The 14,181-nt window shown below is 64.6% G+C and carries 13 protein-coding genes and 1 pseudogene; 4 read left to right on the top strand and 10 right to left on the bottom strand.

Going from position 1 to position 14,181, the window contains the following annotated elements:
• Positions 1 to 2: 2 nt before the first annotated feature.
• The 3 genes from AC07OD_RS16460 to AC07OD_RS16450 form a co-directional block, all read right to left on the bottom strand.
• A complete protein-coding gene (locus AC07OD_RS16460) occupies positions 3 to 797 on the bottom strand; it encodes an SDR family NAD(P)-dependent oxidoreductase (RefSeq protein ID WP_494597546.1) in 795 nt (264 codons plus the stop codon).
• 15 nt (positions 798 to 812) lie between these two features.
• Positions 813 to 1,577, bottom strand: coding sequence for an SDR family NAD(P)-dependent oxidoreductase (locus tag AC07OD_RS16455; RefSeq protein WP_494597545.1), 765 nt, complete (start codon positions 1,575 to 1,577; stop codon positions 813 to 815).
• A gap of 61 nt (positions 1,578 to 1,638) precedes the next feature.
• Positions 1,639 to 2,844, bottom strand: a complete 1,206-nt coding sequence (locus tag AC07OD_RS16450; RefSeq protein WP_494597544.1) for an ABC transporter substrate-binding protein — start codon at positions 2,842 to 2,844, stop codon at positions 1,639 to 1,641.
• A gap of 383 nt (positions 2,845 to 3,227) precedes the next feature.
• Between AC07OD_RS16450 and AC07OD_RS16445 the strand changes: the two genes are divergently transcribed.
• The 4 genes from AC07OD_RS16445 (at position 3,228) to AC07OD_RS16430 (ending at position 6,992) form a co-directional block, all read left to right on the top strand.
• Positions 3,228 to 4,310, top strand: coding sequence for a thiolase family protein (locus AC07OD_RS16445; protein ID WP_494597543.1), 1,083 nt, complete (start codon positions 3,228 to 3,230; stop codon positions 4,308 to 4,310).
• Between the two features lie 5 nt (positions 4,311 to 4,315).
• Positions 4,316 to 4,684 carry a Zn-ribbon domain-containing OB-fold protein gene (locus AC07OD_RS16440; RefSeq protein ID WP_494597542.1) on the top strand — a complete coding sequence of 123 codons (369 nt, stop codon included), beginning with the start codon at positions 4,316 to 4,318 and terminating at the stop codon, positions 4,682 to 4,684.
• 67 nt (positions 4,685 to 4,751) lie between these two features.
• Positions 4,752 to 6,266: an acyl-CoA synthetase gene (locus AC07OD_RS16435; RefSeq protein ID WP_494597541.1), complete on the top strand. Its 1,515-nt coding sequence runs from the start codon at positions 4,752 to 4,754 to the stop codon at positions 6,264 to 6,266.
• Positions 6,267 to 6,320: 54 nt separating this feature from the next.
• Positions 6,321 to 6,992 (top strand): TetR/AcrR family transcriptional regulator, encoded by a 672-nt coding sequence (locus AC07OD_RS16430; RefSeq protein ID WP_494597540.1) that lies wholly within the window; start codon positions 6,321 to 6,323, stop codon positions 6,990 to 6,992.
• 263 nt (positions 6,993 to 7,255) lie between these two features.
• Here AC07OD_RS16430 and AC07OD_RS16425 read toward each other — a convergent pair.
• From AC07OD_RS16425 to AC07OD_RS16395, 7 genes and pseudogenes are all read right to left on the bottom strand, one after another.
• Positions 7,256 to 7,747: pseudogene (locus AC07OD_RS16425) on the bottom strand (transposase); the annotation flags it as partial.
• A gap of 133 nt (positions 7,748 to 7,880) precedes the next feature.
• A complete protein-coding gene (locus AC07OD_RS16420) occupies positions 7,881 to 9,332 on the bottom strand; it encodes an aldehyde dehydrogenase family protein (RefSeq protein WP_494597539.1) in 1,452 nt (483 codons plus the stop codon).
• A 36-nt stretch (positions 9,333 to 9,368) separates the two neighbouring features.
• A complete protein-coding gene (locus AC07OD_RS16415) occupies positions 9,369 to 10,367 on the bottom strand; it encodes a TRAP transporter substrate-binding protein (protein ID WP_494597538.1) in 999 nt (332 codons plus the stop codon).
• 11 nt (positions 10,368 to 10,378) lie between these two features.
• The gene (locus AC07OD_RS16410) at positions 10,379 to 11,335 is read right to left on the bottom strand and encodes an amidohydrolase family protein (RefSeq protein WP_494597537.1); all 957 of its coding nucleotides are present in this window, start codon (positions 11,333 to 11,335) and stop codon (positions 10,379 to 10,381) included.
• Positions 11,332 to 12,234, bottom strand: coding sequence for an amidohydrolase family protein (locus AC07OD_RS16405; RefSeq protein ID WP_494597536.1), 903 nt, complete (start codon positions 12,232 to 12,234; stop codon positions 11,332 to 11,334). The genes AC07OD_RS16410 and AC07OD_RS16405 overlap by 4 nt, the downstream gene beginning before the upstream one ends.
• Before the next feature lie 4 nt (positions 12,235 to 12,238).
• Complete coding sequence (locus AC07OD_RS16400; RefSeq protein WP_494597535.1) at positions 12,239 to 13,222, bottom strand: TRAP transporter substrate-binding protein; 984 nt, start codon at positions 13,220 to 13,222, stop codon at positions 12,239 to 12,241.
• A 9-nt stretch (positions 13,223 to 13,231) separates the two neighbouring features.
• Complete coding sequence (locus tag AC07OD_RS16395) at positions 13,232 to 14,173, bottom strand: YncE family protein (RefSeq protein WP_494597534.1); 942 nt, start codon at positions 14,171 to 14,173, stop codon at positions 13,232 to 13,234.
• Positions 14,174 to 14,181: the final 8 nt, after the last annotated feature.

Raw genomic sequence — 14,181 nt, 5'->3', positions numbered from 1 at the left:
CATCAGCGCGCACCCGCGGCAGGCGTTTCCTGCCGCAGCCAGCCCGGTGCGCGGCCCATTCCCTGCGCAGTCCAGCCGCCATCGACTACCAGCGTCTGGCCGGTGATGTAGGTGGCGTCGTCGCTGCAAAGAAAGCGCACGGCCGCTGCAATGTCCTGCGGGTGGGCCAGGCGGCCTGCGGGCACGCGTTCGAGCATCCATTCCTCACTGAGCGAGCCATTGGCCACGGCCTGCTCGATCAGCGGAGTCTGTGTGAAGCCGGGTGCCACGGTGTTCACGCGGATGCCATGTTCGGCGGTTTCCACCGCCAGGCAGCGCGCCAACCCCACGAGGCCGGCCTTGGCTGCTGTGTACGGTCCCCGGCCCGGCAGGCCCACATACGCAGCAGCCGACGAGATGGCGACGATGCTGCCGCCCCGGCGTTGCCGCATCATGCGCGGGATGGCGGCGCTGGCGCACAGGAACATGCCATCGAGGTGCGTGCGCAGCACGGCGGACCAGTCGGCGTACGGTATCTGGCCACACAAGCCCGAACGCTGGATGCCTGCGTTGTGCACCACGATGTCGATGCCGTGGCCGGCTGCGTCCATGGCGGCGAAGGCGAGCTCCACATCATCGGGCTGGCCCACATCGCCCAGCAGGCGGTGGACCCGGATTTCTTCCGCCAGCTCCTGGGCCGGTGCGGCCAGATCGAGCGAGTACACGGTGGCACCGGCCTGGGCCAGCGCCCCGGCGATGGACGCACCGATCCCGTTGGCCCCTCCGGTGACGAGGGCCGTCTTTCCTGTCAGTTGCATGGGATGCTTTCTGTTTCAGCCGCAGGTGTAGCCCCCGTCCACCGGCAAGGCGATGCCGGTGACGTAGGAGGACTCTTCCGAGGCCAGCCACAAGGCGGCCTGGGCGATTTCGCGGGCCGAGGCGGCGCGGCCCAGCGGGATCGAGGCGATGTGATCGGCCTTGTTTTTCTCCATGGCCTGCACATCCAGCCCGCGCCCCATGGCATGGGGCAGCATAGGTGTTTCGGTGATGCCGGGGCAGATGGCGTTGACGCGGATGCCATCCTTGCCATGCGCGATCGCCAGGGACCGCGCGAGCCCCACCAGCGCGTGTTTGGTCACGGCGTACACCGGGCTCTTGCGCGAACCCACCAGGCCAGAGATGGAGGAAGTGAACATCATGGAGCCGCCACCCGCCACGCGCATGTGCGAAATGGCATCGCCCGCCATGAGTACGTTGGCGCGCAGGTTGATGGCCTCGGCGCTCAGGTAGTCCGCCAGCGCCAGCCCTTCGATGCCGGCAGGCCCGACCACGCCCGCATTGCCCCAGAAGACATCCAGGCGGCCCAGGTGCGCCACTGCCGCGGCCAGCGCCGCGCGCGCCCCCTCAGGGGCCTCGAGCTGCGCCACCACGGTGTGCACGCTGCCGGCGGGGGCCTTGCCGGCCAGCGCCCGCAGCGCATCGTGATCCCGGTCGATGGCAACGACGCGCGCACCTTCGCTGGCAAAAAGCAGAACGCCTTCGCCGCCGATGCCCGACGCACCGCCCGTGATCACGGCACACTTGTCCTTCAATCTCATGTCTGGCTCCTGGCACAGGGGCGGACAGGCGCCCCGCGCTCGCCCGCCGGTGGGTTGTCTACTACTTCTTGACCAGCGGGCACGTCGAATCGGACAGGGGCGCGAACGCCGTGTCGCCGGGCACCACGGCCACCTGCTTCATGAAGTCCCAGGGCCGCTTGGATTCCGAGGGCTTCTTCACTTCGTACAGATAGAAGTCGTGGATCATCTGGCCGTCGGCACGGATGGAGCCCTTGGCGTACATGTCGTCGATCTTCATCTTGCGCATCTCTGCCATCGCCTTGTCGGCGTTGTCGGTGCCCGCGGCCTGCACGGCTTTCAGGTAGCTGAGCGTAGCCGAGTAGTTGGCCGCCTGCAGGCTGTTGGGCATGCGCTTCATCTTTTCGAAGTAGCGCTGCGCGAACGCGCGCGAGACGTCGCTCTGGTCCCAGTACCACGCTTCGGTCAGCAGCAGGCCCTGGGCGTTGTTCAGGCCCAGGCTGTCGATGTTGCCCACGAACATGAGCAGGCCCGCCATCTTCATGGACTTGGTGAGGCCAAACTCCCGCGCGCCCTTGATGGCGTTGAGCGTGTCGCTGCCCGATGATGCCAGGCCCAGCACCTGCGCCTTGGAGGCCTGAGCCTGCACCAGGAAGGAGGAGAAGTCCGATGCGCTGATGGGATGGCGCACCTTGCCCAGCACCTGACCGCCATTGCCCTGCACGACCTTGGTGGCTTCAGCTTCGAGCGAATGCCCGAAGGTGTAGTCGGTGGTGAGGAAGTACCAGGACTTGCCGCCCTGCGCCACAACAGCGGAGCCCAGCGTGCGCGCCACGGCGGTGGTGTTGTACGCGTACTGCACTGTGTAGGGGGTGCATTCGTCGTTGGTGAACTGGGTGGCGCCAGCCGACACCACCAGGAACACGAATTTCTTCTCGGGAACCATCTTGTTGATGGACAACATGGCCGCCGAGTTGGCGCCACCTACCAACATGTCCAGCCCCTGCGTGTCGGCCCACTCGCGCGCCTTGGCCGACGCGATGTCGGCCTTGTTCTGGTGGTCTGCCGAGAGCACCTCGATCGGCTTGCCCAGCACCGTGCCGCCGAAGTCGGCAATGGCCATCCGCATGGCCTCGAGGCCACCCGGGCCGTCGTTGTCCGCAAACGGGCCCGACAGATCGGAAATGAAACCTATACGGACCTTGTCCCCGGAAACCTGCGCCTGGGCCAGGGCGGCCACAGCGAAGGCGACAGCCCCCACGGCGATACGAAGCGAATGATGGATCATGATGTCTCCTTGTTTTTAGCAAAACGAATAATGAATCATCAGTCATTTAAAGTCAATTACGTGATTGGAAAAATATGCAAAAACAAGGGTAAATACCTAAATTTTGCCTATTGGGTGCCTTCTTATGGATCGAAGTTCAAAATCAATCACCAACATAAAAAATGACTAGTAATTCATTTATGTATTGACACAAACCACGCAGCGGCGACACACTACCCATGGTTTTCACCTCTCGGTAGGCGAAAAACCCAACCCAACGCACAGGAGAACGGATGGCAAAAAATCGCAGTGGCCCGCTTGCCGCAGTGGTCGGCATCGGGGAAGTCCCCACAGGAAAATTCGCAGAGCGCAGTGCCCTTGAGGCCGCCGCCGCAGTGGCCCGGATGGCTGTGAAAGACAGTGGCGTCGACCGCAGGCAGATCGACGTGATCATGCCGACCGGCTCCATCTTCAGCCGCGACTTCAACAGCGACCTGATCTTCGGCCGCCTAGTGGAAGAACTGGGCCTGAGCGGCAGCGTGCACTCCAACCTGCAGGTCATGGCCGGAGGGGCGAGCGGCAGCACCTTGCTAAAAACGGCCAGCGCGCTGGTCAAATCGGGCATCGCACGCAACGTGCTGTGCGTGCACGCCGACCGCCTGGGCACGGGCCTTCCCATCGACCAGGCCATCGACGTGTTCTCGACCCTGGGCATTCCGCAGGAATGGGAGCGCCCCTTCGGCCAGCATTTCAGCTCGATCGCGGCGCTCATCACGCGCCGCTACATGCACGAGACGGGCACGACCGAGGAGCAGATCTCCTCCGTCTGCGTGGCGCTGCGCAAATGGGCCGAACTCAACCCCAACGCCATGTTCCGCAAGCCCATGACCGTGGAGGAAGTGATGGCGTCCAAGGTACTGTCCGAGCCCCTGCATGCTAAGCAGTCCAACATGCTGGCTGACGGTGCATCGGCCTTCGTGGTCACCAGCGCCGAAGCTGCCGCGGACCTGACCGATACCCCCTGTTATGTGCTAGGCGTGGGCGGGCGCGTCACGCACTACGCCCTGTCGCAAGAGCAGGACATGACCCGCTTCGGCTACGCGGATGCGGGAGCCGATGCCTACGCGATGGCCGGCGTGGACGCCAAGGACATCGACGTTGCGGAGATCTACGACTCCTACCCGGTGTTCAACCTGATCGCGCTGGAGGAACTGGGCCTGGTCGAGCGTGGCGCTGCGGGCGCGTTCGTGGCGGCAGGCCATACCTGGCCCGGCGGCAAGCTGCCCATGACCACGAATGGAGGCATGCTTTCGCAAGGCCACACCGGCGCTGGCGGCGGTGTGGCGGTGATGGTGGAGGCGGTGCGCCAGGTGATGGGCAAGGGGGGCGAGCGCCAGGTGCCCAAAGCGGATCTGGTGCTGGAAACCAGCACGGGGGGCTCCTACATGGACGCCCAGGTCGTCATTCTTGGTCGTGAGGCACGGTGAACGCAATGAGCATTCTGCAACCCTACTTCGATGGTCTCTCGCAGCAGCAACTTCTGCTGCCATACTGCCAGGACTGCGGCGAACCCCACTTCTATCCCCGCCACGCATGTCCGCATTGCTGGGGCGAGAGCTACACCTGGAAGCCCGCGCAAGGCACGGCCAAGGTGGTCACACACACACGGGTGCTGGCCAACCCCCCCAGTACTTTCGAACACCTGCTGCCCTTCGATATTGCCGTGGTGGAGCTGGCCGAGGGCGTGTCCATGCTGACCAATGTGGTGGACAGCGGCTCGCTCGCGGTGGGCGACAGCCTGCAGCTCACGTTCGTGGAGCGAGAGGGCAAGACGCTGCCGATTTTCAAGGCAGCCCCCTAGCCACGCCCACGCGAGAGCAAGAAGAACCGCGCTGAGACAACGCCTAGTGGCATGGAAGAAGACAGAGATGAAACACGTTGCTATTTACAACGACTGGATCCGGCACCACGCCAAATACCGCGCCCACCGCAAGGCGCTGGTCGACGACGCCAAAGGCGTCACCCGCACTTACGCAGAGTTGCACCGGCGCGTGAACGCACTGGCCGCCGGCCTGCAGGCGCACTACGGCGTGCAGCGCGGCGACCGGGTGCTGCTGCTGTCCAAGAGCTGCACAGAGGCTTTCGAGATCCAGTTCGCCTGCGCGCGCATCGGGGCCCTCTTCGTTCCTGCCAACTGGCGCCTCAGCGCGGAAGAACTGCAATGGATCGCGGCAGACTGCGCGCCGCGCGTGGTCTTCCACGACACTGAATTCCGGCAGCTGCACGGCGGCTCGCTCCCCACCATCGAGATCGGCTTGAATGCGCATGCAGACTCGCCCTACGAACAGATGGCGCGCCAGGCGGCTGAGGTGGAATGCGCCACGGTGGAAGACGAGGAGACCTGGATGATCCTCTATACCTCTGGCACCACGGGTCGGCCGAAGGGTGCGATGCTGTCGTACCGCATGATGCACCTCAATGCCGTGTCGTGGCTCAGCCCGTCGCGCATTAACGACCGCTCGGTGTTCCTGTGCTCCATGCCCACCTTTCATACCGGCGGGCTCAACTGCTATTCCAATTCCATCCTCTACGCGGGGGGCACGGTCATCGTGCAGCGTGACTACGACGCGACACGCGCACTGCAGCTCATGGCCAATGCCGACGCGGGCATCACGCACTTCTTCGGCACGCCCACGCACTATTCGATGCTGACCCAGGTGCCCGGCTTCGAGACTATGCGCCTGCCCGCGCTGGAGATTGCCGGCATGGGCGGCTCGCCCAGCTCCAACGCGCTGGTGCGCGATCTCATCGCCACCGGCCTGCCGCTGCAGCCCGCATATGGCATGACCGAGATCGGCCCGGCCATCTTCGTGACCGAGATGCACGATGTACAGCGCAAGGTCGGTAGTTGCGGCCACCCCACGTTGCATGTACAGATGAAGATCATGGGCACCGACGGCCAGGAATGCCGGGCCGGCGAAGCAGGCGAGCTCTGGGTCAAGGGCCCCGTATGCATGACCGGCTACTGGAACAACCCCGAAGCCACGCGCAAGTCCTTCGAGGACGGTTGGTTCAAGACCGGAGACGGCGCGCGCATCGACGCCGAAGGGTATGTGCATATTGTCGACCGCCTGAAGGACATGTATATATCGGGCGGCGAAAACGTCTATCCTGCAGAGATTGAGCGCGTACTCGGCGATCACCCCTCTGTGCTGCTGTCTGCGGTGATCGGCGTGGCCGACGAGCGATGGGGAGAAGTGGGTGCGGCCTATATCGTGCTCAAGAAGGACGGCCGGGTCACCCCCGACGAACTGCTGAGCCACTGCCGCGAACGCCTCGCACGCTACAAGGTGCCCAAAACGCTCGCTATCGTGGATGATCTGCCTCGCAACGCTTCGGGGAAAATACTCAAGCGCGCCATAACGGTATCCCACAATCAATGAGCCTTGCCGTGCAGACATGAAAAGCACAGCAGGCCCGCTGTCATTCCTATTTGCATGCCAAATTCACTCATCAACGTCAAGCTCAAGCGCGGAGACAAGCAGGAGTACACCCGCCGTGCCCTGATGGAAGCTGCCATCGCAGTTGTGGGTGCAGAAGGATATTCCGAGGCCACTGTGGCCAAAATGACGAAGCACGCCAACATCGCCAACGGCACGTTCTACAACTACTTCAAGAGCCAGCAGGACATCTTCGACCAGTTGCTGCCCTTCCTGGGTGATCGGCTGGTTGCCCACGTACAGGCCAAGCTCGATCATTCGCTTATCGGTCCCGCTCGCGAGCGTGCGCGGTTCGTGGCGTACTTCGACTTCTGCCGCCGCAACCCGGGGTTCCTGCGCATACTGAACGAAGCCGAGATATTTGCCCCTGCTGCCTACCACCGGCATGTGATCACCATGTATGAGGGTTACCTCAAGTCCCTCGGACGAGCGGCGCAGCGTGCGGAAATCACCGCCTATACGGAAGACGAACTGGCTCCAGTCGTCTTCATGCTGATGGGTATCCGTAGCTATATGACTATGCTTTACCAATACAAGTACGTTGATCGCAATTCGCTTTCAGTCGAAGCGTTAGCTGACGTATATGAAAAATTCGTGAGTACGGGGCTGTTTGGCGCCGCACTTCCGCCAACGACGTTGTCCATGGAGTCTGCAACATCGGGGCATTAGAAAGTACCTTTAGTGAGTGTCAACGAGGCAGAATGATCGTGAGTGGGGCCGGAGCATCTTCGCTTCGTCCCATGCAAGCTACGTGCGGAATGCTCGGCTTTGCAGCGAGGACGTGTGATAACGCGCGGAGAACTTGCCCGGCAGCAGCGCTACTCCGGCCCACAGTGGCTTACTCGGATTGGTTGGGCCTGCGATTTCGTCTGAGGGGTCTTTGAGGTGCCTTCGGACGGCCGATTCCCGCTTACAGTGACCATTTCGGGCTCCTAGGCACCCGAAAGGCGCATTGCCTTCATTGTGTTTTCGAAGCCCAGGATGCTGAGGACGCGTTTGAAGTTGTACGCCAACACGCTCAGGCTCATTTCGGTGGACACGTTCTCGATGCCTCGGGTCAGGAAGTGCGTCCAGCCCATCCAGTGCTTGAGGGTGCCGAAGACATGCTCGACGGTGCTTTTGCGCACCGTCATGGCGTGAGGCATCCGGTCCAACCGTTGCTGAACCCTGTCCATGACCTCCTCGTGTTCCCATCGCCTGATGCGCCGGTACTGGCTCGTTGTGCATTGCGCTTTCATGGCGCAGGTGGGGCAGGCGCTGGACCAGTAGATGCTGATCTGCAATTCAGCTTCTTCCCGGCTGAAGCGGCGGATCGCTCGCAGGCCTGCTGGACATTGGTACTCATCGTCGCGAGCGACATAAATGAAGTCGGTTTTATCGAACCGGCCTTCGAATCTGGCATTGGATGTCATGGGCTTGGGAACATCTACTGGCCCAGCGTGTTGATCGCAAGAAGCACATGGCAGGCGGTTTTCCAGGGGGAATCATCGTCTGAGCGATGTGGGGAGTCCCGCGACTATTGGATGCGAGCTCGAAGTCCAAACGGAACAGCGGACATCAGGCCAGCGTGTACGCCGTCTTCACCGTCGTGAAGAATTCCTGCGCGTACTTGCCCTGCTCGCGCGGCCCATAGCTGCTGCCCTTGCGCCCGCCAAAGGGCACGTGGTAGTCCACGCCCGCCGTCGGCAGGTTGACCATCACCATGCCGGCCTGGGCATGGCGCTTGAAGTGGGTGGCGTACTTCAGGCTGGTGGTGGCGATGCCGGCCGACAGGCCGAACTCCGTGTCGTTGGCGACGTGCAACGCCTCGTCGTAGTCCTTCACGCGGATCACGCTGGCCACAGGGCCGAAGATTTCTTCGCGGTTGATGCGCATCGCGGGCGTGGAGTCGGCGAACAGCGCGGGGGCCATGAAGAAGCCTTCGTGGCAGCTGCCGCTGTGGCATGCGATGCGGCTGCCGCCGGTGAGCAATTGCGCGCCTTCGGCCTTGCCGATTTCCACATAGGACAAGTCCTGCTCCAACTGCGCCTGACTCACGACCGGCCCCATGTCCGTGCCAGCGGCCAGCGCGGCACCCACCTTGATCGCCTCCACGCGGGCCTTGAGCGCCTCGACGAAGGCGGGGTAGATCTTGTCGGTGACGATGATGCGGCTGCTGGCCGTGCAACGCTGGCCGGTGGAGTAGAAGCAGCTTTGCGCGCTCAACTCCACCGCCTGCTTCAGGTCGGCATCGTCCAGCACCACCTGTGGGTTCTTGCCGCCCATCTCCAACTGGACTTTCTTGCCGTTCTTCACGCAGGCTTCGGCAATGCCCCGGCCCACGCCCACCGAGCCGGTGAAGCTGATCGCCGCCACGCCGGGGTGGTTGACCAGGGCTTCACCGATCACGCGGCCCCGGCCCATCACCAGATTGAACACGCCCGCCGGAATGCCGGAGCGGTGAATGATGTCGGCCAGCGCCCAGGCGCAGCCGGGCACCAGATCGGCGGGCTTGATGACCACGCAATTGCCGAAGGCCAGGGCGGGCGCGATCTTCCAGGCGGGAATGGCGATGGGGAAGTTCCACGGCGTGATCAGGCCGACGACGCCAATCGGCTCGCGCGTGACCTCCACGCCAATGCCGGGGCGTACCGAGGCAATCGTCTCGCCCGCCAGCCGCAGGCATTCGCCCGCGAAGAACTTGAAGATCTGGCCCGCGCGCATCACTTCGCCGATCGCTTCGCCGCGCACCTTGCCTTCTTCCCTTGCGAGCAACTCGCCCAGCTCTTCTTTGCGCGCGAGGATTTCGCTGCCGATCTTGTCCAGCGCATCGCTGCGCGCCTGGATGCCCGATGTGCTCCATGCGGGGAATGCAGCGGCGGCAGCGGCCACGGCGGCATCCACGTCGGAGGCATCGCCCTGGGCGTATTCGCCGACCACGTCGGCGAGGTGGCTGGGGTTGGTGTTGGGGGCGTAGGCCTTGCCGGCCGTCCATTGGCCGTTGATGAGGTTGTCGTGCTTGGTAGTCATGGCAATCAATAAATAGCGAGGTTCTGGGTTGAAGAATCAGGGCTTGCGCGCCTGCTCGATGGCGGCGAAGAATTCGCGCGCGGCGTCTTCGCCCGCGCCCGCCGTGTACTTGGCGATCACCGGCTGGAGCTTGTCGCGCATGCGCGCGCGCTCTTGCGGCGAGACGTCGTTGATCTGCATGCCCAGCCGCGTCAGCTCGCCGCGCAGCCTGGCGTTGAGTTCGCGGCTGGTCTGGCGCTCGTAGGCAGTGGCCTCCAGGGCGGCCTCCTGCACAGCCTTCTGGTCGCCGGCCGGGAGCTTGTCCCAGAATTTCTTCGAGACGATCAGCGTGAGCGCGTCGTAGGCGTGGCCGGTGGTCGAGAGGTATTTCTGCACGTCATAGAACTTCTGCGCATGCACCACGGTGTAGGGGTTCTCCTGGGCATCGACGGCGCGCGACTCCAGCGCCGTGAACAGCTCGGTCACCGCCATCGGCACGGGGTTGGCGCCCAGGCCGCCGAACGTGTCGATGTAGAGGTTGTTCTGCATGGTGCGCACCTTCAGGCCCGCCACGTCTTCGGCGCGCACGATGGGGCGCTTGCTGTTGGTCAGGTTGCGAAAGCCGTTTTCCCAGAAGGCCAGGCCCACCAGGCCGCGCTCGGGCAACTTGGCCAGCAGCTTTTGGCCGAAGGGGCCGTCGAGCACGGCATCGGCCTCCTTCTCGCTGGCGAACGAGAACGGCAGACCGATCACGCCGAACTCCTTCACCAGTCCGGCCAGCGTGGCGGTGGAGGGCGCGGTGAACTCCTGCGTGCCGCCCTGCAGCGCGGCCTGCATCTGCAAGTCGCTACCCAACTGGCCGGCGGAATACACCGCCACCTTGATGCGTCCCGCCGTCTTGGCTTCGACCAGCGCGGCGAACTTGCGCGCGCCCAGCGTCTGCGGGTGGCTGTCGGGCAGGCTGGTGCCGAAGCGGGCCTTGATTTCCTGCGCGCCAGCCAGGGCGCTGGCGGCCAGGGTTGCGGCCATGAGGGCGAGTTTCCAGGTCTTTTTCATCGATGTCTCCTTCAGTTCAAGCGGTACAGGGAAGCGGCGTTGTCGCAGAACAGGGCCAGGCGCTGCTCTGCGGGGAGGGGTGCAATGATCTGCTTGAAGCCCGCGAAGATGTCCTCCAAGCTGGCCACCAGCGCATCGACCGGGTGGTTGCTGGCGAACAGGCAGCGCTGCCAGCCGAAGATGCGAATGGCGTCTTGCACCACCGGCGCTTGCAGCTTGGGCGTCCAGCGCCGGCCGGCCACGCCCAGGCCCGATATCTTCAGGAACACATTCGGCTCGCGCGCCAGCACTTGCAGCGCGGCGCGCCAGGCGGCCAGCGATTCGGCATCGCGCTCGGCGGGCAGGCCGGTGTGGTTGACGATGAGGGGGGTGCGCGGAAAGTCGCGCGCCAGCTCGGCCGCCTCGTTGAAATGCCACCAGGGAGCCTGCAGCTCGAACATCAGGCCCGCGCCTTCCAACCGCGCATAGCCGCCGCGCCAGCGCGGGCAGCGCATGGAGCCGGGCGCCGCAAAGGCGGCATGGTGCTCGGCGCGGGGCAGGCTGCGCGGCTTGTGGCGCACGCTGCGCACCAGCGGCAGGCGGGCGTAGGCGGCCAGTTGCTCGTCCCACACGTCGCGGTCCAGCCAGGCTTGCGCGGCCAGCGCATGGGGCTTGCCGGTCTGCTCGGCCAGCTCCTGCACCCAGCGCGCCTCGCCGGTGGGGTCGCGCGGGTCCCATTCGCCCTCCATCAGTACATGGCGCAGCACGCGGTGCGGGCCCTGGTTGCTGGCGTAGTCCTCGGGCAGGAAGTTGCGGCAGATGGCGCTGTAGTCGCCGTAGCGGAAGGGAATCAAAGGCTGCTGCTGCAGCCACGGGTGCGGGTTGCGCTCCACGTCCCAGAAGTGGTGGTGCGCATCGACGATGGGCAGCAGGCGATCGTCCCCGGTAGCGAGGAATTCCTGGCGCGCAGCTTGCAGGTCGTGGCTCATAACGCGATGCGGTAAAAGCCCAGCGCGTTGCCGCCCATCACCGCGCGCTGCTGTTCGGGCGAAAGGTGGGCGGTCATGCGCAGCATCGCGGCCACCAGTTCGCGGTAGCCGATGCGCAGCCCGGCCACGGGGAAGTTGCTGGCGAACATGCAGCGCTGCCAGCCGAAGATTTCCAGCGTCTCGCGCACGATGGCGGCGTTGTCCGCCTCGTTCCAGGGCTGGCCTTTCAGGCCGAATTCGGACAGCTTCACGTGCACGTTGGGCTCGCGCGCCAGCCGCTCCATGCCTGCCCGCCATTGCCGCAAGCCTTGCTCGCTGCGGTCCCAGGCGAAGCCGTGGTGGTTGAGCGCTATGGCCAGCTTTGGGAACATCGCCGCCACTTCGGCGGCCTCGGCCAGGTGCCAACTGGGCACGCGCAAATCCCAGCTCAGGCCCAGCTCGGGCAGCAGGGCCAGGCCCTTGAGCCAGCGTTCGTCCTGCATGGTGCCGCTCTGGCCGCGCACCGACTCGCCGGGCGTGGCCGAGGTGACGGGTTTGCTGCGGATGCCGCGCACCAGCGGGTAGGCGAGGTGCTCGCGCAGGCGCTCCTCGGTCTCGGGTTTGTCCAGCCAAGCGTGGGCCACCACGGCGTTGGGAAAACCGTGGGCTGCATGCTGCTCGTGCAGCCATGCGGTCTCGGCCACCTGCTCGTTGCGGTCGCGTTCGGCCTCCACATGCACGGTGGCGACCACGTTGCAGCCCTCGCTGGCCGCGCGGTAGTGCGCGGGCAAGAAGTCCTGGCACAGCGCGCGGTAGTCGCCCAGGAAGAACTTGCCTGCGTCGTACTCCTGCTGCAGCCAGGGGTAGCGGCCTTGCGACAGATCCCACAGGTGATGGTGGGCATCGACGATGGGGACCATTGCGTCACTTCGCTTGTTGAATCGCGTCGATGAGCTGCGGGCCGTACTTCTCGACAAACATCTGCTTGATCGGCTCGGCCACCAGCTTGCGGAAGGGTTCGAGGTTGACGTTCTCTTCCACCTGCATGCCGTTGGCGCGCAGGAAGGCGATGTCGGTGGCCTCGTTCTTCTTGATCAGGTCGCGCTGGTAGGCGCCGGCGGCCTGGGCGGCCTCGACCAGGGCCTTCTGCTGTTCGGGCTTGAGGCCGTCGAACTTCTTCTTGTTCATCACCACGGGCATGGCGGTGTAGGCATGGCGCGTGAGCGACATGTATTTCTGCACCTCGTAGAACTTGTTGTTGCGCACGATGTTGACGGGGTTCTCCTGCCCGTCCACGGCCTTGCTCTCCAGCGCGCCGAACACCTCGGCCAGCGGCATGGGCGTGGGCGCGGCGCCCATGAGCTGGAACGCCTTGAGGTGTGCCGGGTTGGGCGTGGTGCGGATCTTCAGGCCCTTCACGTCGTCGGGCGTTTTCACGGGGCGCCTGGAATTGGTCAGGCTGCGAAAGCCCACCTCCCAGTACGCCAAGCCCTTCATGCCGTGGGTTTCCAGCTCGTCCAGCAGGCCGCGGCCGATGGCGCCGTCGAGCACCTTGTAGGCGTGCTCGGTGCTGGCGAACATGTAGGGCAGGTCGAGCACGTTCATGCGGCCCACCATGCCGGTGTAGTAGGGCGTGCCAGAAGTGGTCAGGTCGATGGTGCCGCCGCGCACGCTGGCAATCGCCGTGTTGTCGTTGCCCAGCGTGCTGGAGCCGTAGACCTGCACCTCGACCGTGCCGTTGGTGCGGGCCTTGACCTGCTTGGCGAACTCCAGCGCCGCCAGGTGCTGGGTCTCGGCCTCGGCGCCGGAGTGCGCCAGGCGCAGCTTCGTGGTCTGGGCCAGCGCGGGCTGGGCGAGCAGCATGGAGGCGCCGGCGGCCAGCAGGGTTTGGATGAACAGTCGCTTCATGTCAGTCTCCTAGGAAATCCACAGGTAGGAAGAATCAGGCTCGCGCAGCGTGGAAAACTCTTGTTCGAACGCGAAGGTGTCGAGGTTCAGGCGGCGCACCTTCTCGTCCTGGAACGAGATGTAGGCGGCGCGCTCCCTGGGGTGGAACGACAGCGCCAGCGGATTGGCGGGCAGCTCCACGCAGCGCTGCTCGACCAGGTCCAGGCCGAAGATGGACAGGCTCTGCTCGCCCGAATTGGTGGTGAGCAGGCGGTCGGCGCCATCGGCGCCCCGGTAGCGGTACACGCGGTTGGGGTCGCGCCGGGTCTTGCCCGAGGCCACCACGCACATGCGCGCCGTGTCGATGGCCACCAGCGTGTCGTCGCCCCGGTTGGCCACGTAGAGCAGCGACTCGTCGGCCGACAGCACGTTGCCTTCGGGCACCGGGCCGGGCACCACGGCCACGGGGGTGAAGGTCGGGTCGTTGGGCTTGATCTTGGTGACGGTGTTGGACAGCAGGTTCAGCGCGTAGGCCGTCTCGGCGTCCTTCGTCAGCGCGAACAGGTGCGTCTTGTAGCCGCCCGAGGGCACGGCCAGGTCGGGCACCTGGCGCACCAGCGGGTCGGAAAAGCGCAGCAGCACGTTGTGCCCTTCGGACATGGCGAACAGGCGCCCCTGGCCATCCACCGCCAGGCCGTGCGGGCGGTAGAAGGGCCACAGGTTGAGCGTCTTCACGTGCTCGCGCTTTTGCAGGTCGATCACGAACACCGAGTGGCCACCCATATCGCCCAGGTGGCTGGCCGTCTCGATGCCGTAGTGGCCCACGTAGGCCAGCTGGCGCACCGGATCGACCACGAATTCATGCGGGAAGTTGGGCACCACGATGTGCTTTTCGGCGCGGCCGCTGGCCGCGTCGTAGAAGCTGAAGGTATGGGCGCATTTCTGCACCAGGAGGAGGATTTCACGGGACATGGGAACCT

The organism is Acidovorax sp. GW821-FHT10E03 (assembly GCF_059415205.1).
The sequence above is the reverse complement of the archived record's forward strand: the minus strand, read 5'-3'. Positions and strand labels throughout refer to the sequence as shown.

Bases quoted from the DNA above. Each gene is read 5' to 3' on its own strand.
- AC07OD_RS16400 (WP_494597535.1), bottom strand. From the start codon at position 13,222: ATGAAGCGACTGTTCATCCAAACCCTGCTGGCCGCCGGCGCCTCCATG.
- AC07OD_RS16405 (WP_494597536.1), bottom strand. From the start codon at position 12,234: ATGGTCCCCATCGTCGATGCCCACCATCACCTGTGGGATCTGTCGCAA.
- AC07OD_RS16435 (WP_494597541.1), top strand. From the start codon at position 4,752: ATGAAACACGTTGCTATTTACAACGACTGGATCCGGCACCACGCCAAA.
- AC07OD_RS16410 (WP_494597537.1), bottom strand. From the start codon at position 11,335: ATGAGCCACGACCTGCAAGCTGCGCGCCAGGAATTCCTCGCTACCGGG.
- AC07OD_RS16455 (WP_494597545.1), bottom strand. From the start codon at position 1,577: ATGAGATTGAAGGACAAGTGTGCCGTGATCACGGGCGGTGCGTCGGGC.
- AC07OD_RS16420 (WP_494597539.1), bottom strand. From the start codon at position 9,332: ATGACTACCAAGCACGACAACCTCATCAACGGCCAATGGACGGCCGGC.
- AC07OD_RS16415 (WP_494597538.1), bottom strand. From the start codon at position 10,367: ATGAAAAAGACCTGGAAACTCGCCCTCATGGCCGCAACCCTGGCCGCC.
- AC07OD_RS16440 (WP_494597542.1), top strand. From the start codon at position 4,316: ATGAGCATTCTGCAACCCTACTTCGATGGTCTCTCGCAGCAGCAACTT.
- AC07OD_RS16450 (WP_494597544.1), bottom strand. From the start codon at position 2,844: ATGATCCATCATTCGCTTCGTATCGCCGTGGGGGCTGTCGCCTTCGCT.
- AC07OD_RS16445 (WP_494597543.1), top strand. From the start codon at position 3,228: ATGGCTGTGAAAGACAGTGGCGTCGACCGCAGGCAGATCGACGTGATC.
- AC07OD_RS16430 (WP_494597540.1), top strand. From the start codon at position 6,321: ATGCCAAATTCACTCATCAACGTCAAGCTCAAGCGCGGAGACAAGCAG.
- AC07OD_RS16395 (WP_494597534.1), bottom strand. From the start codon at position 14,173: ATGTCCCGTGAAATCCTCCTCCTGGTGCAGAAATGCGCCCATACCTTC.
- AC07OD_RS16460 (WP_494597546.1), bottom strand. From the start codon at position 797: ATGCAACTGACAGGAAAGACGGCCCTCGTCACCGGAGGGGCCAACGGG.